Source organism: Limnobacter sp. MED105, assembly GCF_000170915.1.
Taxonomy (GTDB): Bacteria; Pseudomonadota; Gammaproteobacteria; order Burkholderiales; family Burkholderiaceae_B; genus Limnobacter.
Genome location: NZ_ABCT01000002.1, coordinates 222225 through 240663, shown reverse-complemented (window position 1 = coordinate 240663; position 18439 = coordinate 222225). Strand labels below are relative to the sequence as shown.

11 protein-coding genes are annotated in these 18439 nt (G+C 53.2%); 5 read left to right on the top strand and 6 right to left on the bottom strand.

Annotated features, from left to right (window positions below; genetic code table 11):
* Nucleotides 1–4: 4 nt before the first annotated feature.
* Both LMED105_RS03950 and LMED105_RS03945 read left to right on the top strand, forming a co-directional pair.
* Nucleotides 5–673 (top strand): response regulator transcription factor, encoded by a 669-nt coding sequence (locus LMED105_RS03950; protein ID WP_008248371.1) that lies wholly within the window; start codon nt 5–7, stop codon nt 671–673.
* The gene (locus LMED105_RS03945; protein WP_008248370.1) at nt 670–1980 is read left to right on the top strand and encodes a sensor histidine kinase; all 1311 of its coding nucleotides are present in this window, start codon (nt 670–672) and stop codon (nt 1978–1980) included. Before LMED105_RS03950 ends, LMED105_RS03945 begins: the two co-directional genes overlap by 4 nt.
* Here LMED105_RS03945 and LMED105_RS03940 read toward each other — a convergent pair.
* Nucleotides 1977–2321, bottom strand: a complete 345-nt coding sequence (locus LMED105_RS03940) for a PepSY domain-containing protein (protein ID WP_008248369.1) — start codon at nt 2319–2321, stop codon at nt 1977–1979. The two genes, LMED105_RS03945 and LMED105_RS03940, sit on opposite strands and share 4 nt — an antisense overlap.
* A 75-nt stretch (nt 2322–2396) precedes the next feature.
* A complete protein-coding gene (locus LMED105_RS16120; RefSeq protein ID WP_083797086.1) occupies nt 2397–7382 on the bottom strand; it encodes a PAS domain S-box protein in 4986 nt (1661 codons plus the stop codon).
* A gap of 74 nt (nt 7383–7456) precedes the next feature.
* Here LMED105_RS16120 and LMED105_RS03925 point away from each other — a divergent pair, with 74 nt between their 5' ends.
* On the top strand, nt 7457–8332 hold the full coding sequence (locus tag LMED105_RS03925) for a DMT family transporter (protein ID WP_008248367.1): 876 nt from the start codon (nt 7457–7459) through the stop codon (nt 8330–8332).
* Nucleotides 8333–8435: 103 nt separating this feature from the next.
* Here the strand turns inward: LMED105_RS03925 and LMED105_RS03920 are convergent, their stop codons facing one another.
* The 4 genes from LMED105_RS03920 to LMED105_RS03905 all read right to left on the bottom strand — a co-directional run bounded on the left by LMED105_RS03920 (nt 8436) and on the right by LMED105_RS03905 (nt 13753).
* Nucleotides 8436–9002 (bottom strand): fasciclin domain-containing protein, encoded by a 567-nt coding sequence (locus LMED105_RS03920; RefSeq protein WP_008248366.1) that lies wholly within the window; start codon nt 9000–9002, stop codon nt 8436–8438.
* A gap of 146 nt (nt 9003–9148) precedes the next feature.
* Complete coding sequence (locus LMED105_RS03915; RefSeq protein WP_008248365.1) at nt 9149–9598, bottom strand: histidine phosphatase family protein; 450 nt, start codon at nt 9596–9598, stop codon at nt 9149–9151.
* 250 nt (nt 9599–9848) lie between these two features.
* A complete protein-coding gene (locus LMED105_RS03910) occupies nt 9849–10601 on the bottom strand; it encodes a TerC family protein (protein ID WP_008248364.1) in 753 nt (250 codons plus the stop codon).
* An 80-nt stretch (nt 10602–10681) separates the two neighbouring features.
* Nucleotides 10682–13753, bottom strand: a complete 3072-nt coding sequence (locus LMED105_RS03905; protein WP_008248363.1) for an ATP-binding protein — start codon at nt 13751–13753, stop codon at nt 10682–10684.
* A 197-nt stretch (nt 13754–13950) separates the two neighbouring features.
* Here LMED105_RS03905 and LMED105_RS03900 point away from each other — a divergent pair, with 197 nt between their 5' ends.
* Together LMED105_RS03900 and metH are read left to right on the top strand one after the other, a co-directional pair.
* Entirely contained in the window at nt 13951–14475 is a 525-nt protein-coding gene (locus LMED105_RS03900) for a YgjV family protein (RefSeq protein ID WP_040512267.1), read from the top strand.
* 95 nt (nt 14476–14570) lie between these two features.
* A complete protein-coding gene (gene metH, locus LMED105_RS03895) occupies nt 14571–18365 on the top strand; it encodes a methionine synthase (RefSeq protein ID WP_008248361.1) in 3795 nt (1264 codons plus the stop codon).
* Nucleotides 18366–18439: the final 74 nt, after the last annotated feature.

Below are 18439 nucleotides of genomic sequence, written 5' to 3'. Positions count from 1 at the left end.
CGCCATGCGATTGCTGTTGGTAGAAGATGACCCGGTATTGGGCGCACAGTTGCACAAACAACTGGGCAAGGCAGGGTACGCCGCTGATTGGGTGCAAAATGGCAACGAGGCCGAAGCGCAAGGTTGCATCGAACCTTATGATTTGGTGGTGCTCGACCTGGGCCTGCCAGGAAAATCAGGTTTGGATGTGTTGAAAGGCTGGCGTGCACAAGGCCTGAAGTTGCCAGTCATCGTGCTGACCGCACGGGGCACTTGGCAGGAAAAAGTGGAAGGTTTTAATGCCGGCGCCGACGACTATGTACCCAAGCCCTTTCAAACCGAAGAACTGCTGGCCCGCATTGGTGCCGTTCTGAAACGCGCCGTGGGCACTGCACCCGAGTCACTCAAGGCCAAAGGACTGCTGCTCGACGAAACACTGCAAACCGTGAAGGTCGACAATGAAGAACCCCAACAACTCACCGGCACAGAATTCCGCCTGCTGCGCTATTTCATGTTGCACCCCGGGCAGCCCTTGAGCAAAACAAGGTTGACCGAGCATGTGTATGAATACGACGCCGACAAAGACAGCAATGTGATGGAGGTGTATGTGAATCGCCTGCGCAAGAAAATCGGCGCGCAGTGGATACAAACCCGCAAAGGGCAAGGCTATGTGTTTGGCGAGCCCGCACCATGAATTCACTGCGCAACCGTTTGTCGTTTGGTTTGATCGTCAGCCTCATGGTGTTGTTGCTGGCGCAGTGGTGGCTTTCATCAAGGGCCATTGAAAACCTGCTGGAAAAACAATTGCTCGACCAGTTGCAGCAAGACAGCGAAGCCTTGTTGGCCGGTGTTGAGTTTGATGCCACTGGTGCCCTGGCGTTGAGCACCAGCGGTTTGGTACCCGCTTATCAACAGCCTTATTCAGGTACTTACTTTGCCCTGCAACACCAGGCGGATGTTCGCTATTCACGTTCGCTTTGGGATGCTGACTTCAGTGTGCCAACACCCAGTGGTTCAGAAGTATTCACCACCCGCCAGCCAGGGCCTGATGGCCAATACCTCTTGGTTCATGCCCGCAACTATGAAAAAGACAATCAACAATTCACGATTGCCATGGCGCGCGACATTACACCGTTGCGCAACAACCTTGCGCAATACCAACTGGCCAACGCTGGTTTCTCGGCCCTCTTTTTATTGGCGTTGGTATTAATTCAACGCTGGATTGTGATCAACACTTTAAAACCGCTCAGTGGGGTGCAAGCTGCATTGGCCCGTTTGCAACAAGGTGAAATCACGCAGCTCGAATTTCAGGGGCCGGATGAAATCAAACCCTTGGTTGATGAACTGAACCGTTTGCTCACCGCGATCGATCAACGTTTGAAACGTTCCCGCGAGGGCATGGGCAATTTGGCCCACGCCTTGAAAACCCGGCTCGCCCGCCTGTCGCAACTCAGCGATGAATCAGACCGCAAGCACTTTGTTCAAGAAGTTCAAACCCTGACTGTTGAAGTGGCTCGTCTGATTGATCGCGAAACTGCCCGCGTGCGGGTGGTGGGTGATTTGCGACCAGGCCAGCGAGTTGACTTACTTGAAATACTGAATGCTTTGGTGGGCAGTTGCAAAGCGCTTTATCGTGACAAGGCACTAAACTTTGTCGTTCAAGTACCCCATGGCGCCACCCTGCTTGGTGATCGCGAAGACCTGTTCGAACTGTTCGGTAATTTAATTGACAATGCATCGAAGTGGGCCAATACGCAGGTGTTTATTTCACTTCAGGGCACCACCGTCGAAATCAGCGACGACGGCCCGGGTTGCCCCCCCGGCATGTTGGCCGAAATCACGCAGCGCGGTTTTCGTGCAGATGAAAACACACCGGGCAGTGGTTTGGGTTTGGCGATTGCACAAGACATTGCAGGTACCTATGGCGCAGCGCTCGAATTTGCCAACAACTCGCCCGGGCTTGTGGTGCGTATCACCTTCAAGCCGGGCACTTTGATTTAAAACCAGTCTTTGTCAACCTTCAACACCTTGCCGGTTTTCGCATCCAGGTCCACTTCAACCTCGCGGCCATCGGCATTCACAACTTCCACTTCCCACTTCCAGCCTTTGGCATAGTCGCGGTCGTCCAGTTCAAGTTCAGTCACAACGCCAGGGGCTTCTTTCAGTGCAATTTCGCGGGCCTGCTCTGCATTGATCAAACCAAAGGCTTTCACAATTTCAGTGTCCCGAGTCATGTCCTGGTGATCATCGCCAGCATGGGAGGCTTTGGGCAAAGCGATGAATGTTGCAATCAGCAAGGCAACAGCCAGGGCGGACAGTGTGGGGGTAGGGCGTCGAATCATCTTGTTTCTCCAGTGTGGGTTCAATGTGTTCCCAGTGTAGAAAAGCGAGATGAATTGAAGCTGAAAATTCAGCGCCTAGTTGTTTGGTTTAATTTGACTGCGCAGCAAAGCCTGGATTTCAGAAATTTTGGGTGGCTTGGCCAACACTGCATCAATATGGGGTATCACTGCCGTTTGCGCATCTAGTTGCTTTCCCCAACCGGTCAGCAAGGTGACAGGGCATTGCTTGTTGATATTTTTCAAGGCCTCGGCCACCTGGCGACCATCCATGCCTGGCATGCCCAAATCAGTAATCACGGCATCAAACGGATTACCCTCTGCAATCGCTTTGGTAAACAGCTCAATACCGTGTGGCCCTGAACTGGCAATTTGAACGCGGTGGCCACTGGCACTTAAACCGTCGCGCAGTGCACCCAGCACTTTGGTGTCATCATCAATCAGTAAAACATGAAACGAATTGCGAAACTCTTTTTCTTGACCTTCAGGCGGCTGCACTTTGTGTTGTCGACAACCGGTGGGTAATAAAATTCGAACTGTGCTACCGCGATTTTCTTCGCTGTCAATTTCTATTTGCCCGCGCATCCTTTTCACAATACCGTACACCATGGCCAGCCCAAGGCCTGTACCGCGTTCGCCTTTGGTGGTGTAGAAGGGCTCCAGGCATCGCTTTAATGTTTCTTCATTCATGCCCACACCGGTGTCGCGTATTTCAATCACCACCTGGTCATGATCGCTGTTTTTATCCAGTCGGGTCGATAGAGTAATGGCACCCCCTTTGGGCATGGCATCCACAGCATTGAAAATCAGATTGGTGAGCGCTTCTCGCAACTCGGGTTCCGAGGCATCAATGTCCGGTACGTTCTCGCCGAACTCCAGCTTAAAATCAATTGAAATACCGTTGCGCAAGGGGATGTCATGCCATCGCGCCTTGGTCAGTTCCATGGCCTGTTCACACACCTGGGTCGGGTCCACGCGTGTCAGTTCTACGCCTTCCTCTTGCCGTCGGGAAAATTGCCCCATACGGTCTACAGTTCGGGCCACGTCATCAATGGCCAGCTGAATGGTTTGCAATTGCTTGCGACCCCGTTCGCTTAAATTGACTTCTGAACCCAACAAGGCATCCGTGTACAAAGCCACGGGCGAGATTGCATTGTTGATGTCGTGTGCAATGCCACCCGCCATCTCCGCCAATGCACGCAGTCGTTCTTGTTGCAGCACCAGTTGCTGCGTGCGCTGCAAGTTCAAGTAGGCTTCCTGCAACTCCTGAAGCAAGGCGGTTTGTGCCAATGCCAAAGCCACGTGTTCGGCAAGTTGACGCAGAAATTCAAGTTCGTCGGGCGAGAATGCGTCCAGCCCTTTACGCGCTGTGGTAATAATGCCCAGCACCTTGTTTTCATGCATCAGCGGTGCAATCACCATGCTGTCCAGCCCTGCAAGCTCATGCATGCCTTCGCCGGTCAGGAACATGCTGCCGCCCAAGTTGGGTTGGTACACAAACTCGCCCAACAATGCTCGTTCCAGATGAACTCCTCTGGCGGGAATCGACTCGTGCAGGAAAAACCCGATTCGATTTGCAGAAACCTCAGTGACATTTCCCAGTGAGCGGAATGCGATGGTGCCGTCCTGTCGGGAGTACGATGCAGTCAGACAAAAATCGGCGGGCAATTCTTTTTCAATGCTGTTGGTGACCACCTGGTAAATACTGTCCAGATCGTGGCGGTTGCCTATGGCTCGCGTAATTTCATTGAGCAAACTCATTCGAGTCAGCTGGGCATTGCTTCGTCGCTCAGCTTGTCGAATATGGGTCATATCGGTCATTCCGCCAATCATGCGTATGCCTTTGCCCTGTTCGTCCCTGATCACATAACCTCGATCCATGACGTCCAGCCAATGCCCATTCGCATGTGCGAAACGATATTCATCTTGCCAGCTCTCGACACTTGAATTAATTGCAGCAAAAATACTTTTAACAGCGCGTTCCCTATCCTCCGGGTGGATGCGGTTAATCCACGAGTCATTGCTGGGTTCAACTTTGCTTCGGTCAAAGCCAAACAGGTTTTCAAACCCTTCATTCCACCAAATCTCGTCCGTGACCAGATTCCAGTCCCAGATACAATCTCTGGATGCACTGGCCAACAACCGGAACCGTTCAGATCCTTCTTTCAGTGCTGCTTCAGCTTGTTTTCTTTCCGTGATGTCACGTTCAATTGCAACCCAGTGGGTGTACCAGCCAGTTTCGTCTGCAACCGGAACAATCTCCAATTCCAGCCAAAACATTTCGCCACTCTTGGTGTAGTTAATCAGTTCTTCACGAACTGGTTTCCAGTCCTTTAAGGCACTGTGTATGCGGTTCAATGCATCGCGCTGCGTGAGTTCTCCTTGCAAAATTCGGGGTGTTTTCCCGATTGCTTCTTCTCTTGAGTATCCAGTGCGTCTGACGAAAGCATCATTCAAATAGAGAATTTTAGGACCGTCGCCATCCACAGGCTCGGCCTCCGTAATCAGCACAATGTCGTTGAGGCGTTCCACACAGGTTTCAAGCAACTTCAGTCGCTCGGCATTGCGGCCTCGTTCCTCGGCAAACAACAGATTCTCGAAGGCGAAAGACAAATTCTTGGCCACAGTTTTCAGCAACTGGCGCACTTCGTTGGTGAAAAAATGAACGCCAGCCCCGAACAACACCAAGCTCGCCCGCAGTCTGCCCTGCGCATGAATGGGCAGTATGGCAAATGACTCAAGTCCTTCTTCAATGGCCTGTTTGTGCCACATTTTCGCTTGCGGTTCCTCCGCCACATTTTGGCAAATGTGCATTTTTCCGGCACGCAGGCGATCCACCAATTCATGATCGCGGGGCAAGGTGGTGGTCTTCATGATTTGCGAAACAAACTCTTGCTGCGAGCCGTCGGCGGCAGTCACTTTCAGATCGCTTAAATCCTTGCCAAATTCGCACACCCAAGCCAAGGGCAGTCCACCGAGCGAGCAAAACACGCTGCACACTTCTTGAAGCAATTTCTCGGGCTTGTCCAGGGTGGTCGTAATTTCGTTCACGCGGTGCTGGGCTTCCAGCAAGCGGTTCATGTGCATCAAGGTCAGTACTGCGAGCTTGGAATCGGTGATGTCCTGAAAGGCACCCTGTACCCGAACAATCTCACCTTTCTCGTTGCGCACAGCCTCGCCCACCACACGCGCCCAAATTCGTCGACCACTGGCCGAGCGCATTTCAGGCTCCAGCGCAAATGGAAGTCCTTCTGTTGAGCAGCGGGCCAGCGCAGCCTCTACAATTTTCTTCCACTTGCCGTGGTAATGGCGCAGGGCATCGTCATAGCTGGTGGGCAGTTGGCCTTTGGCAATTTCAAGAATATCGAATACTTCTTCTGACCAGTAAAGCCGGGGCACCGGCCCCAATTCAATGGCCCACGCACCCAGTTTGGCAAGGCGACCGCCAATGCGCTGCAGCGCTTCGTTGCGTTTCAGTTTGTCTTCCGCTCGGCGACGCTCGGTCACATCGCGTTGAATCGATGCAAAGTAGGGCACCTCGCCGTTCGAGCTCACCACCGGCACAATGTCCATTTCAAGCCAGTGGGGCTTGCCACTTTTGCCATAATTGATCAGTTCAACATGCACCGATTCTTTCTTGAGCAGGGCCGCTCGAACTTTTTCAAGCACGGCTTTGTCGGTCTCGGGGCCTTGTAACAAGCGCGGGCTTTTGCCAACCACTTCATCGCGGTGGTAGCCCGTTACTTTTTCAAAGGCAGAGTTCACATACACAATGCGAGGGCCTGGTGCATCAATTGGCGTGGCCTCGGTAATCATCACGATGTCATTGAGCCTTTCTATGCAGGCCCCCAACAATTCCGAGCGTTGCGGGTCAATTTTCTCGTCAATTGTGCTGGCCAACTCCAGGCTTGGTGTTTCCGCCACAGCAATGGCCACGTGCGGGTTGGTGTTGCTGCGGAGTATTGGCAGGGTCAGTGTAAACACGGCGCCCTTGTCGGGTGCGGACACGGCACTGATGTGGCCGCCATGCCGTTCAATGATTCGTTTGACATTGGCCAGACCCATGCCGTGCCCTTCAAAATCATGGGCATTGTGCAGGCGGTGAAAGGGCTTGAAAAGACCGTCGGCCCGGTCAGGGTCAAAACCTGCGCCGTTGTCAATCACCTTGATTTCAACAGCGTCATTCAGAATATTGGCTTCAACCACAATGGCTGGAAGTTCGCGGATCTGGCTGAATTTCAGGGCATTTGAAAACAGGTTGACAAACACCTGCTCCAGCAGCGATTCATCGCCTTCAATGTCGGGCAGTTTGGCAATACTCCAGTCGGCCTGTCGCAAACCTTCGGTCGATTCAACCAACGCCCGTGCTTTTTCCACTACCTCGTTCAACACCACTTGGTTGAACTTCAACTCGCCCGAGCCTAGTCGCGCAAAAGCCAGAAGATCAGACACCAGTTGACCACCGCGTGCGCTGGCCTCGTTGATACGCAGCAGGTAGCGTTGCTCCTGTTCGTCAAGCTTGCTTTGAGCCCGACGCGTCAGGCTGCCCGCAAATCCCTGAATAATGTGACAAAGCGAATTCAGGTCGTGAGCAACACGCCCGGCAAAGTGGTCCAGTTCATGGTTCATCTCCAGCAAGCGTGAATTGCTGCTGGAAAGATCGCGAATCAACTGCGTGTTCTGAAGTTTTAGTTTGCGCACCTCAATGGCACGGTTCACCACCGGCATCAACTCGCTGACTTTGAAGGGTTTCAGGATGTAATCCAGCACCCCAAGTTTCATGGCGTCTACCGCCGTTTTAATGCTGCCGTGGCCAGTCATCAGCACCGCACTCAAATCAGGATCGATTTGGCGCGCACGTTGCACCAGCTCAATGCCGTCCATGCCGGGAAGGCGCAGATCGGTGAGCAGCACGTCAAAGCTTTGGCTTTTCAGGTGCTTCAGGGCGGGGGCTGGTTCAGAAAACCCTTTGACTTCAAATCCCGCGTCCTGCAGCAGTGAGCACAGCGCTTCAAGTTGGGGTTTTTCATCATCCACGACGATTATTCGGAACTGCTCGAGCATCTAAAACTCCGGTCGTCGGCTAGGTTTAGCAGATTCGCTGATTACAATGTCTCACAATTACTGGATTTCCTTGAATGAATCAATACCCTCTTTTGAGAAACGCTTCATTGGCGTTTCCATTCGTCCTGATCTGGACCAGCGCCTTTCCCGCTGCAAAAATTGGTTTGATCGACAGCCCGCCACTGCTCTTTTTAACGTTGCGTTTTTTGGTGGCCGGGGCTTTGATGCTGGCCTGGGCACACTGGCGGGGAACACTTCGCAAGTTAACCCTGCAAGAGTTGGGCGTGTTGAGTGCCTTGGGTTTGTTGAATCATGCGCTTTATCTGGGTCTGAGTTGGACCGGCATGGGCAGCCTGTCCTCGGGTTTGTCCACCATTCTTATTAGTGCAAACCCTATTGTGGTTGCCGTGTTGTCTTCGTTTTTGTTGCGCGAACCCCTCACACGCCAAAAGGTGCTGGGTCTGGCTTTGGGTTTTCTGGGTGTGGCCTTTATTGTTCGCAACCGAATCGGCTCTACTACAGACACCCTTGAGGGTTTCTTGCTGGTATTGGCGGCTTTGTTAACCCTGGCTTTCGGTACCGTGCTTTACAAAAAATGGCCTGTGCGCACCGACATCGTCACTGGAACCGGTTTTCAGATCATTCTCAGTGGTCTGTTGCTGTTGCCTGTGGCGCTGTTCATGGAGGACTGGTCTGCAATCGCCTGGACTCCATCATTCGCAGGTGCGTTTGTCTGGCTCGTGTTGGTGGTGTCCATTACCGGTTATCAGCTGTGGTTCAACTTGCTGGAACGCGGCAGTGCCAGTGCCGCCAGCGTGTGGTTTTTCTTAACCCCCCCGTTGGGTTTGCTGGCAGGCGCATGGCTGCTGGATGAGCCTTTGAACTGGATTGATTTCATCGGCATTGTTCCCGTGGTTTTGGGGATTGTGTTGGTGACCCGGGCCCGCTAAAAAACCACAAAAAAAGGCGAACCGCATGGGCTCGCCAAAACAGCAATTTTAAGGTCGGAGATGACGACAGGCTTGCTGAGCGCCCGTCAGGGGAAAACTGGAATCAGGAGTTGGGCAGCAACACGCTGTCCACCACGTGAATCACGCCGTTGGACTGGGTAACGTTCGCAATGGTTACCTCGGCTGTACCGCCTTTTTCATCAACCAGCACCACCTTGTCGCCCTGCAGTTTTGCGCCCAGCGAGGCGCCCGATGCTGTTTTCAAGGTGGCCATGCCGCCAGCCTGAACAATCTTGTTGCTCAAATCGGCCGCTGTGATTTTGCCGGGCACCACGTGGTAAGTCAGCACACCCTGCAGGGCCGACTTGTTTTCTGGTTTCAGAAGAGTATCCACGGTACCGCTAGGCAATTCGGCAAACGCGTCATTGGTGGGGGCAAATACAGTGAATGGGCCTTTGCCTTTCAAGGTATCGACCAAACCGGCTGCTTGCACGGCAGTCACCAGCGTGGTGTGGTCTTTTGAATTGACAGCGTTGTCGACAATGTCTTTGCTGGGCAGCATGGGTGCACCACCCACCATGATTTCGGCGTGGGCAGGCAGGCTAAAAGCGGCTGCTGAAACTGCAATAGAACCAATCAGGCTTGCTGTCGTGAGTTTTGATTTCAACATGTTTACTACCTCCAGTTGGAATTTCAAGCTACAAGATTTTCCAAACGTCCCGGCTGTTGAACCGAAATCGTTAACTGTTCGAGGCAGTTGTGCCCGCGAAGTTCAGCCTCCACGGGTTAAGTTTTGTTAAGGTTTGCAAGACGTAGTCAAGGGCTTGGTAGCCGGCCAATCACCGTTATTTCGCCTGTGGGGCTGGACCGGAACAGCACCACTTCACCGGAGTCAGGATAAACACCGGTCAGGGCAGTGGTATTCACTTGGTGAGTAACATACAGCACTTTGTCGCCAGGTTTCAGTGTGGCAAGGTGTTCTTTCAACGCGGTGGTTTGATCCGCGCTGCTGCCCCGCCCCTGGAAAAACGAATTCAAGGCAGGAAGTGCTTGTACCTTGCCCAGATTCAACTCTTGCGCGGTGTCCAGGCACCTGCACCATTGGCTGGAGAAAATCGCGGTCAACTGGACTCCCTGGCTTCGAATGGCTTTACCCAATGCCCTGGCTTCTTCCCGCCCTGCCGTACTTAAATTGCGTTGGGTTTTGCAGTTGCCCAGGGTAAAACCTTCAGGGTCACCAAAACCGGGTGCACTGGCGTGGCGCATAATCGCATGAACCCCAGGCTGTTTCCAAAGGTCCCAAACCTCGGCTTGGCTATGCCCCGAGGTTGAGAACAGAACGAGTGGGATTAAAACAAGAAATTGAGCAATTCGATGCTGCATGAATTCACCTTCCGGGATTGACCCAAGTGGACTGGTTGTTCAGTCCTTAAAACAAAAAAGCCAGTTTACACTGGCTTTTTTGTTTGGGTTATCCATTCACTGGGTAGCCCGAATTGACTGCTTGTAAGGCTACTTATGCTTCAGCCTGCGCCATCGCTTTCAGTTTTTCACGCTTGGCACGCGAACGCAGGTTCAACAACTCAACCAGCAGCGAGAAGCCCATTGCGCTGTACAGGTAAGCCTTGGGCACGTGTTGGCCGAAGCTCTCGGCGATCAGCAGCATACCCACCATCATCAGGAAGGCCAGTGCCAATACTTTCACAGAGGTGTGTGCTTCAACGAATTCGCCAATTGATTTGGCAAACAGCATCATCACGCCCACGGCCACCATCACTGCAGCAATCATCACCTCGATATCGTCGGCCATACCCACCGCAGTAATCACGGAGTCCAAGCTGAACACAATGTCCAGAATACCGATCTGGATGATGGAGTACCAAAACAGTTTGGCACCGGTTTTCTGAATGGCCGCACCGGCCTCCAGCTCTTCTTCAACCTGGTGTGGCGCTTCCACTTCCAGGTAAATTTCTTTCGAGGCCTTCCATAACAGGAACAGGCCCCCAAAGAAGAGTACCAAGTCTCGCCCGGTGATTGCTTTTTCCATGACGGTAAACAAGGGTTCGGTCAAACCAATGATCCAGGACAGGGAGAACAGCAGACCCACACGAGTCGCCATTGCGAACATCAAACCGAACTGACGCACGCGGTCGCGAATGTCTGCGGGCAATTTCGACACCAACACGGTAATGAACACAATGTTGTCGATACCCAGCACGATTTCCAAAGCCGTCAAAATCGCAAAAGCGATCCAAACGTTTGGATCCATTAGTAATTCCATAAAACACCCCGTTTTTTAGTCAAATTCAACAGCCCGCTATTTTGCACCACATTTCGCATGGTGGGTGATCATTTCGTATTCTGACTGCTTATTGCCAAGCGATTTAACAACAAATTGAACTGGATCGGTTTGGCAAAATGATAGTTAAAGCCCGCGGCTACGGCCCGTTCAATATCACTGTCGAAAGCATAGCCTGTCAATGCGGCAATTTCGCATTGCTGATTGGGGCCAGTTGTGGCGCGAATTTTTTCAGCCACTTCATAGCCCGATAGCTTGGGCATGTCGATGTCCAGCAAAATAAAGTCATAAGGTTCAATCATCGCCTTGTTCAAGGCTTCTTTTCCGTCCCTGGCCACCTCAACCACATGCGCGTCTTTTTGCAAGAAGGTCTGGATCAGCTTGATATTCAGTGGCGTGTCGTCGGCAACCAGCACGCGCAAGGGCCGAACGGGCAAAATACGCTCCTGGCCATGACTGTCCAGCTGATGCTCCCGCTTCAAGGTCACCGAGAACATCACCTGCGTGCCCTGGCCTGGCTCCGACTCCAGCTGAATTTCCCCGCCCATGGCATTGATCAGGCTTTTCACGATCGACAAGCCCAGCCCCGTACCGCCAAACCTGTTTTCCCGGTCAGTGTGTACTTGCGAGAACGGCTTGAACAGCAGTGATTGCTTCTCTTTTGGAATGCCAAGACCCGTGTCGCTGACCTCAAAAGTAATCAGATCTTCGTTCGGGCTAATTTGAGTGTTGCTAACAGTTAGGCTCACTTTGCCGTGAGAAGTGAACTTGATCGCGTTTGATAGCAAATTTTGAAGTATTTGACGCAAGCGGCCCATGTCGCCTGAGAAAATTTGATGCTCGCCCAGTTTGTTGTTCAGCTCAAACTTCACACCTTTGGATTCGCAGGTCAGGCGGGGCAATTCTGTGCTGCCCTTGAGCAATTGCTCCATCAAGAATGGCGAATCTACAAGCTTGACCATGCCCGACTCCAGTTTCGAGAAGTCAAGAATGTCATTCAGAATCGCCGAGAGGGTTTCGGAGGACTGCACCAGATAACCGGCCTGCTCCTTCAGTTCGCCGGCTGGCAAGTCCATTTCAAGCAAACGCGCGAAACCCATGATGCCGTTCAAAGGCGTGCGGATTTCATGGCTCATAGTGGCCAAAAAACGGCTTTTTTCTGCATTGGAGTCTTTCTCGGCCTTGGCTGCAATGGCTGTCTCACGCAGTCTGCTTTCAAGTTCAAGCTGCACGGTGCGGTCCAGGTGAGTACCCACCACTCGGGTCGGCTTGCCGTGTTCATCCCGCACAATCAGCGCTTTGGCCAAAATTTGCACCCAATGGCCGTTCTTGTGAGCCATGCAGAATTCTGCTTCGTAGGAGTCCTTTTCCGGATTGTCCAGGGCATCGGAAAGCGCCTTTTTGGCCAATTCAAGATCATCGGGCGCGGTCAGTCGCTCCCAGGTGCCAAAGTCATTGCTCAGTTCATGGTCTTCATAGCCCAACAGGCGTTTCCAGCTCGGTGAAAAATACACCTTCTGGGTGGTAATTTCCCAGTCCCACAGCCCATCGTGTGAGCCTTCCATGGCCAGCTTGAATCGTTCTTCACTCTCGGCCAGGCTGTCCCGGATTAGCCGTTCCTCGGTCACATCCTTGCACATTAAAATAATGCCGCCCCGGTGCCCGTCAGGCTTCAGCCAAGGCTCGATCGCCCAGTCCAGCCAAATGGTGTGTCCGTCCTGGCTGGTCCACGGATCAGATGTGGCGGAGATACTCTCACCCGCCAAACCAGCCCTGTGTGCCTGGCGCCAGCGTTCATGCAGGTTGGGCACCACATCGTAGTGGTTTTTGCCCACCAGACTGCCCTTGTGACCGTTTGCAAAAGTTTGCACCCAGCGCGAAGAGGCCGCCACATAGTTCATTTCGGTGTCAAACATCGCAATTGGAATAGGGGCCTGCACAATCAGCGCTTCAACCACCCAATAGCTTTCTTTGGCTGACTTCAGCGCATGTTCAAGCGATTGGCTTTTTTCCGTCAGTCCACGAGTCAAATCCAGAATATCCCTGGAGATCGGCTGTAATTCCGTGGGGAGCTCTTTCATGGACGCTTCGAGCGCTTTGGGATCGTTTTTGCGCACCAGTTCCAGGTAGGCGCTGGCCTTGGCAGACAGGCTTCTGCCCAGTGCCAGCACCAGCAAAAGGGTGGCCACGGTGCCGATGATCAAGGCCACAATGGCACCGATCAATGCTTTCGAAATCGGTGAGGCCACAGTATCCAGCGGTGTGACGGTGGCTGAAATCCAGCCCAAACTATCGGTCTCAGCGCTGTTGTTGGGGGCAAAGGCCACCAGGTAGCTTTCGCCATCACTCAAAGTTTCAATCGACCAGTTACTTTCGCCCGTGACTGCTTTCTGAAAACCCGCCATGGCTCTCCAGGCAGTGCTGTCCTGAAAGTCGGCCAAATCCAGCCGGTTGCCCATTCTCAGGCTGCCGTCCTTCGCCAAAATCACCGTGGGGGCTGATGGGTTGATGGTGTTAAACACATCTTTTTCGATTTCAGCAATGAAATACTTCCAATCCAGATGAATGCCGATCACACCAATAATTTCATCCTGCTGGTTTTTCAGCGGGGTGGTGAAGTCAATGAACTGGTATTTTTCCTCAGCGCGGGCTGGTAGTAAGGCAGCCAGCAACGCGGCCTCGTGCACATCCATAATTGCGGGTGCAATTAGCCCCTGCTTGAACCACGGGCGCGCAGCCACGCTTTTTCCGACCAGCAAATCATCCAGTGCTGCCAGCACAGTGCCGTCCGGGGCCGCCACACCAATCCACAAATAGCCTGGCGTATGCTCTCGCATAATCTGCAATAGCTTGGTTTGCTCTTCAGCCGTGTAATTTCCAAATGACTGCTCAATACGGCTGGTGTAGACCAGGTCTCGCAGGTGCTCTTTCAAATGGCGGTCCACCGATTGTGCAATTTGCTCGGTTTGTGCCAAGGAATCCACCCCGGCCTGATTGATGGTGTTGTTGCGCAATATCCAGTGCGCGGTAATGGCCACCGGAATGGAGAGCAAAAACAGCGCAATCAAACTACCCACAATCAAGCGGGTGGTAAAGCTTGAGCGAATATTGAAATTAAGCATGAAGGGGAATGTGTGGAAATGGTGGATGGCTCACTGTAACTCAGGCAGCGACACGGCTCAATCGTTAAACGAGCCCGATTAGTCTGGTTTATCAAGGGATTGAATCAATTTCAGCTGGATTGTGCTGATGACTCGGTAATTAACAATTCAAAGGTAGTATTGCCCTCAATGTTTCATCGTGACTGGAATCATCGGAATTGGACTCAACGGATTTGTTAACCCGGGCAGTGGGTATTGTGGCTTTTGGTTTGAGCATTGCGGGGTTCTGTGTCATTTCAGAACGCGGAACCAAGCTCTTGTTTGCGCTGTCGTCCATGGCTTGGGGCCTTCAGTACTACTTGTTGGGCGTACACACCGGCTTTTTGATTATGCTGCTAACCGGGGTACGGCAGGCAGTCACCATTTATTCCAATGTCATGGGGCAGCGTTTGCGCCTGGTACTGGTGCTGGGGTTCAGTGGTCTGGCCATCGCCATTGCCGTGTTCACCTGGCAAGGTTGGCTGGCCAGTTCCTTGCCCTTGTTTGCCACCTTGCTGGGTACCTGGGCCTTGTTCATGATGGGCAATGTGGGCATGCGCAAAGCCACCTTGGCCACCAATGCCCTGTGGGCCGTGCATGGCTACCTTTTCGATTCCTGGGAGCTGTGCCTGACCATGATCGTGATCACCGTGGCCAACCTGTATGGTTTGTATCGTTTGCGCGGGGCTACTGTGGTGCCTTGAGCAACAGCCAAGTATCCAATTCGCAACGCTTTACGCCATTTCCCTGCTAAAATGCAGCCTGTTTTCAAACCCTTGCATCATATAGAGGCCCCGCGATGAACACGCGCCCCGCTTCTTCGCCTGCCGAGCACAACAGCCTTGTTGTCAACGGCGCCGCAGTCGAAGCCCAACTCCGTGAACTCCTTCAAAAACGCATCCTGATTCTGGACGGTGCAACCGGCACCATGATTCAGCAATACAAACTCACGGAAGCCCAGTACCGGGGCGAGCGTTTCGCTGATTTTCACCGCGACATCAAGGGCAACAACGAATTGTTGGTGCTGACCCAGCCAGCCATCATGACCGAAATTCATGAGCAGTACCTGGCCGCTGGCGCTGACATTCTTGAAACCAATACCTTCGGTGCCACCACCGTGGCGCAGGCCGATTACGACATGGAACACCTCGTCGACGAGATGAACCGTGAAGCGGCCCGCCTGTGCAAGGAAGCGTGCATCAAGTACTCCACGCCCGACAAACCCCGGTTTGCTGCAGGCGCTTTGGGCCCCACGCCCAAAACCGCGTCCATCAGCCCCGACGTGAACGACCCCGGTGCACGCAACATTACCTTTGATGAACTGGTCGCCACCTATTACCAGCAAACCAAGGGTTTGGTGGAAGGCGGCGTTGACCTGCTGCTGGTTGAAACCATTTTCGACACGCTGAACGCCAAAGCCGCGCTGTTCGCGATCGATCAGTATTTCGAAGATTCCGGCAATAAATTGCCCATCATGATTTCCGGCACAGTGACCGATGCCTCCGGCCGCGTGCTGTCTGGCCAAACCGTTGAGGCCTTCTGGAACTCTGTTCGCCATGCCAAACCCATCACCATTGGCTTGAACTGCGCGCTTGGTGCTTCGCTGATGCGCCCCTACGTGGCTGAACTCAGCAAAATCTGCGACGTGCCCATTTGCGTGTACCCCAACGCTGGTTTGCCCAACCCGATGAGCGATACGGGTTTCGACGAAACACCGGAAATCACCTCTAGCCTGGTGAAGGAATTCGCAGCAGCGGGTTTCTTGAATGTGGCCGGTGGTTGCTGCGGCACCACGCCCGATCACATTGCGGCCATTGCCAAGGCGCTGGAAAACCAGAAGCCCCGCACCATTCCCACCGTGGAACCCAAGTGCCGCTTGTCGGGTCTGGAACCGCTGAACATCGATGACAACAGCTTGTTCATCAACGTGGGCGAGCGCACCAACGTGACTGGTTCAAAAGCATTCGCCCGTATGATTTTGAATGAGCAGTACGACGAGGCGCTGAGCGTGGCCCGTCAACAGGTCGAAAACGGCGCGCAAATTGTGGACGTGAACATGGACGAAGCCATGCTCGACTCCAAAGCCGCCATGGTGAAGTTCCTGAACCTCATGGCGTCCGAACCCGATATTTCACGCGTGCCGGTGATGATCGACTCCTCCAAATGGGATGTCATCGAAGCTGGCTTGAAGTGCGTGCAGGGCAAGGCCGTGGTCAACTCCATTTCCATGAAAGAAGGCGTTGAGGAATTCAAACGCCAGGCCAAGTTGTGCAAGCGCTATGGTGCTGCGGTCATCGTCATGGCCTTTGATGAAAAGGGTCAGGCCGACACCTACGCCCGCAAAATCGAAATTTGCGAGCGTGCTTACAACATTCTGGTGAATGAAGTGGGCTTCCCGGCCGAAGACATCATCTTCGACCCGAACATCTTCGCCATTGCAACAGGCATTGAAGAGCACGACAACTACGGTAACGACTTTATCGAGGCCACAGGCTGGATCAAGAAAAACCTGCCGCATGCCAAAATTTCAGGTGGTGTGTCCAACGTGTCTTTCAGTTTCCGCGGCAATGAACCTGCCCGCGAGGCCATTCACACCGTGTTCCTGTACCACGCCATTAAAAACGGCATGACCATGGGCATTGTCAACGCCGGCATGATGGGTGTTTACGATGAACTGGAACCTGAACTGAAGGCCCGCGTGGAAGACATTGTGCTGAATCGTCAGCCCAATTTGCCAGCCAACGATCCCGACTTTGGCAAATCAGCCACCGAGCGAATGATTGAATTCGCAGGCACCCTGAAAGCGGGTGGCAAGAAGCTGGAAGAAAACCTGGAGTGGCGCAACCAACCGGTGCAAAAGCGCCTGGCCCATGCGCTGGTACACGGCATCACCAACTTCATTGTTGAAGACACCGAAGAATGCCGCGCTGAAATTGCAGCCAACGGTGGCCGCCCCATCAACGTAATTGAAGGTCCGCTAATGGACGGCATGAATGTGGTTGGCGACCTGTTTGGTGCTGGCAAAATGTTCCTGCCGCAAGTGGTGAAAAGCGCCCGCGTCATGAAGCAGGCGGTGGCCCACCTGATTCCTTACATTGAAGAAGAGAAAAAGCAACTGGTGGCCGCCGGTGGCGATGCCAAAGCCAAAGGCAAAATTCTGATTGCCACTGTGAAAGGCGATGTGCACGACATTGGCAAAAACATTGTCACGGTTGTTCTTCAGTGCAACAACTTTGAAGTGGAAAACATGGGTGTGATGGTGCCCGCAGAGCAAATTCTCGCCAAAGCCAAAGAAATCAATGCCGACATCATCGGCTTGTCAGGCCTCATTACGCCTTCACTTGAAGAAATGGCTTATGTCGCCAGCGAGATGCAACGCGATCCCTATTTCCGCGACCGTGGTATTCCGCTGCTGATTGGTGGTGCCACCACCAGCCGCGTGCACACCGCTGTGAAAATTGCACCACATTACGAAGGCCCCACTGTGTATGTTTCAGATGCAAGCCGTTCTGTCGGTGTAGCCTCAAACTTGTTGTCGGATGAATCAGCCGACACTTTCAAGGCTGATCTGAAAACCGAATACGAACGCGTGCGCGAACAACACGCCAACAAGAAAGCACAGCCGCTGATCAGCATTGAAGCTGCGCGCGCCAACAAACAGAAAATTGACTGGGCAAATTACACGCCGCCCAAGCCAAAGTTCATTGGCAAGCGCTACTTCAAGAATTACGATTTGGCTGACATCGCCCAGTACATCGATTGGACTCCGTTTTTCCAAACCTGGGATTTGCACGGCGGTTACCCTCGCGTGCTGGAAGACGAGCTTGTGGGTGAAGCCGCCCGCAAAGTATTCGAAGACGGTCAAGCCATGCTGAAAAAGTGCATTGAAGGCCGTTGGCTGCAAGCCAATGCGGCGGTGGCCTTCTACCCCGCCAACACGGTGAGTGACGATCACATCGAAGTGTATGCCGACGAAAGCCGCAGCCAAGTGCTGTTCACCTACAGCCCTTTGCGCCAACAGGGTGAAAAACGTGAAGGCATCGCCAACAAATCACTGGCCGACTTCATTGCACCCAAAGGCGCGGGTGCGGACTACATCGGCATGTTCGCGGTCACCGCAGGTTTGGGTGTAGAAAAGAAAGAGAAGGAATTCCAGGCCGCACACGACGACTACAGCAGCATCATGTTCAAGGCGATTGCCGATCGTATGGCTGAGGCTTTTGCTGAATGCTTGCACCAGCGGGTTCGCAAAGACCTGTGGGGCTATGTGGCCGATGAAACTCTGAGCAATGAAGAACTGATTGCCGAGAAGTACCAGGGTATTCGCCCCGCGCCAGGTTATCCAGCCTGCCCGGAACACACCATCAAGCGCAACATGTTCGAAGTGATGCAATGCGAAGAAATTGGCATGACACTGACCGAGAGCCTGGCGATGAACCCGGCTGCCAGTGTGTCAGGTTTCTACTTTGCCAACCCTGAAAGTGATTACTTCAATGTTGGCCCAGTTGGGCAAGACCAGTTCAAGGCCTTGCTCGACTATTCGGGTCGCAGTGAAGAGGATTTGAGAAGGGCACTGAGCACCAACCTGACCTGACATGTCGCGCATCCACAGCGTCGCCCCACCCGGCGCTGTGTAGTCGAAATCGATTCATCGCAATTTTTGTCCAG

Excerpts from the sequence above, each read along its gene's own strand:
- LMED105_RS03945 (WP_008248370.1), top strand. The coding sequence starts at position 670 with ATGAATTCACTGCGCAACCGTTTGTCGTTTGGTTTGATCGTCAGCCTC.
- LMED105_RS03920 (WP_008248366.1), bottom strand. The coding sequence starts at position 9,002 with ATGTTGAAATCAAAACTCACGACAGCAAGCCTGATTGGTTCTATTGCA.
- LMED105_RS03915 (WP_008248365.1), bottom strand. The coding sequence starts at position 9,598 with ATGCGCCACGCCAGTGCACCCGGTTTTGGTGACCCTGAAGGTTTTACC.
- LMED105_RS16120 (WP_083797086.1), bottom strand. The coding sequence starts at position 7,382 with ATGCTCGAGCAGTTCCGAATAATCGTCGTGGATGATGAAAAACCCCAA.
- LMED105_RS03940 (WP_008248369.1), bottom strand. The coding sequence starts at position 2,321 with ATGATTCGACGCCCTACCCCCACACTGTCCGCCCTGGCTGTTGCCTTG.
- LMED105_RS03905 (WP_008248363.1), bottom strand. The coding sequence starts at position 13,753 with ATGCTTAATTTCAATATTCGCTCAAGCTTTACCACCCGCTTGATTGTG.
- metH (WP_008248361.1), top strand. The coding sequence starts at position 14,571 with ATGAACACGCGCCCCGCTTCTTCGCCTGCCGAGCACAACAGCCTTGTT.
- LMED105_RS03910 (WP_008248364.1), bottom strand. The coding sequence starts at position 10,601 with ATGGATCCAAACGTTTGGATCGCTTTTGCGATTTTGACGGCTTTGGAA.
- LMED105_RS03950 (WP_008248371.1), top strand. The coding sequence starts at position 5 with ATGCGATTGCTGTTGGTAGAAGATGACCCGGTATTGGGCGCACAGTTG.
- LMED105_RS03925 (WP_008248367.1), top strand. The coding sequence starts at position 7,457 with ATGAATCAATACCCTCTTTTGAGAAACGCTTCATTGGCGTTTCCATTC.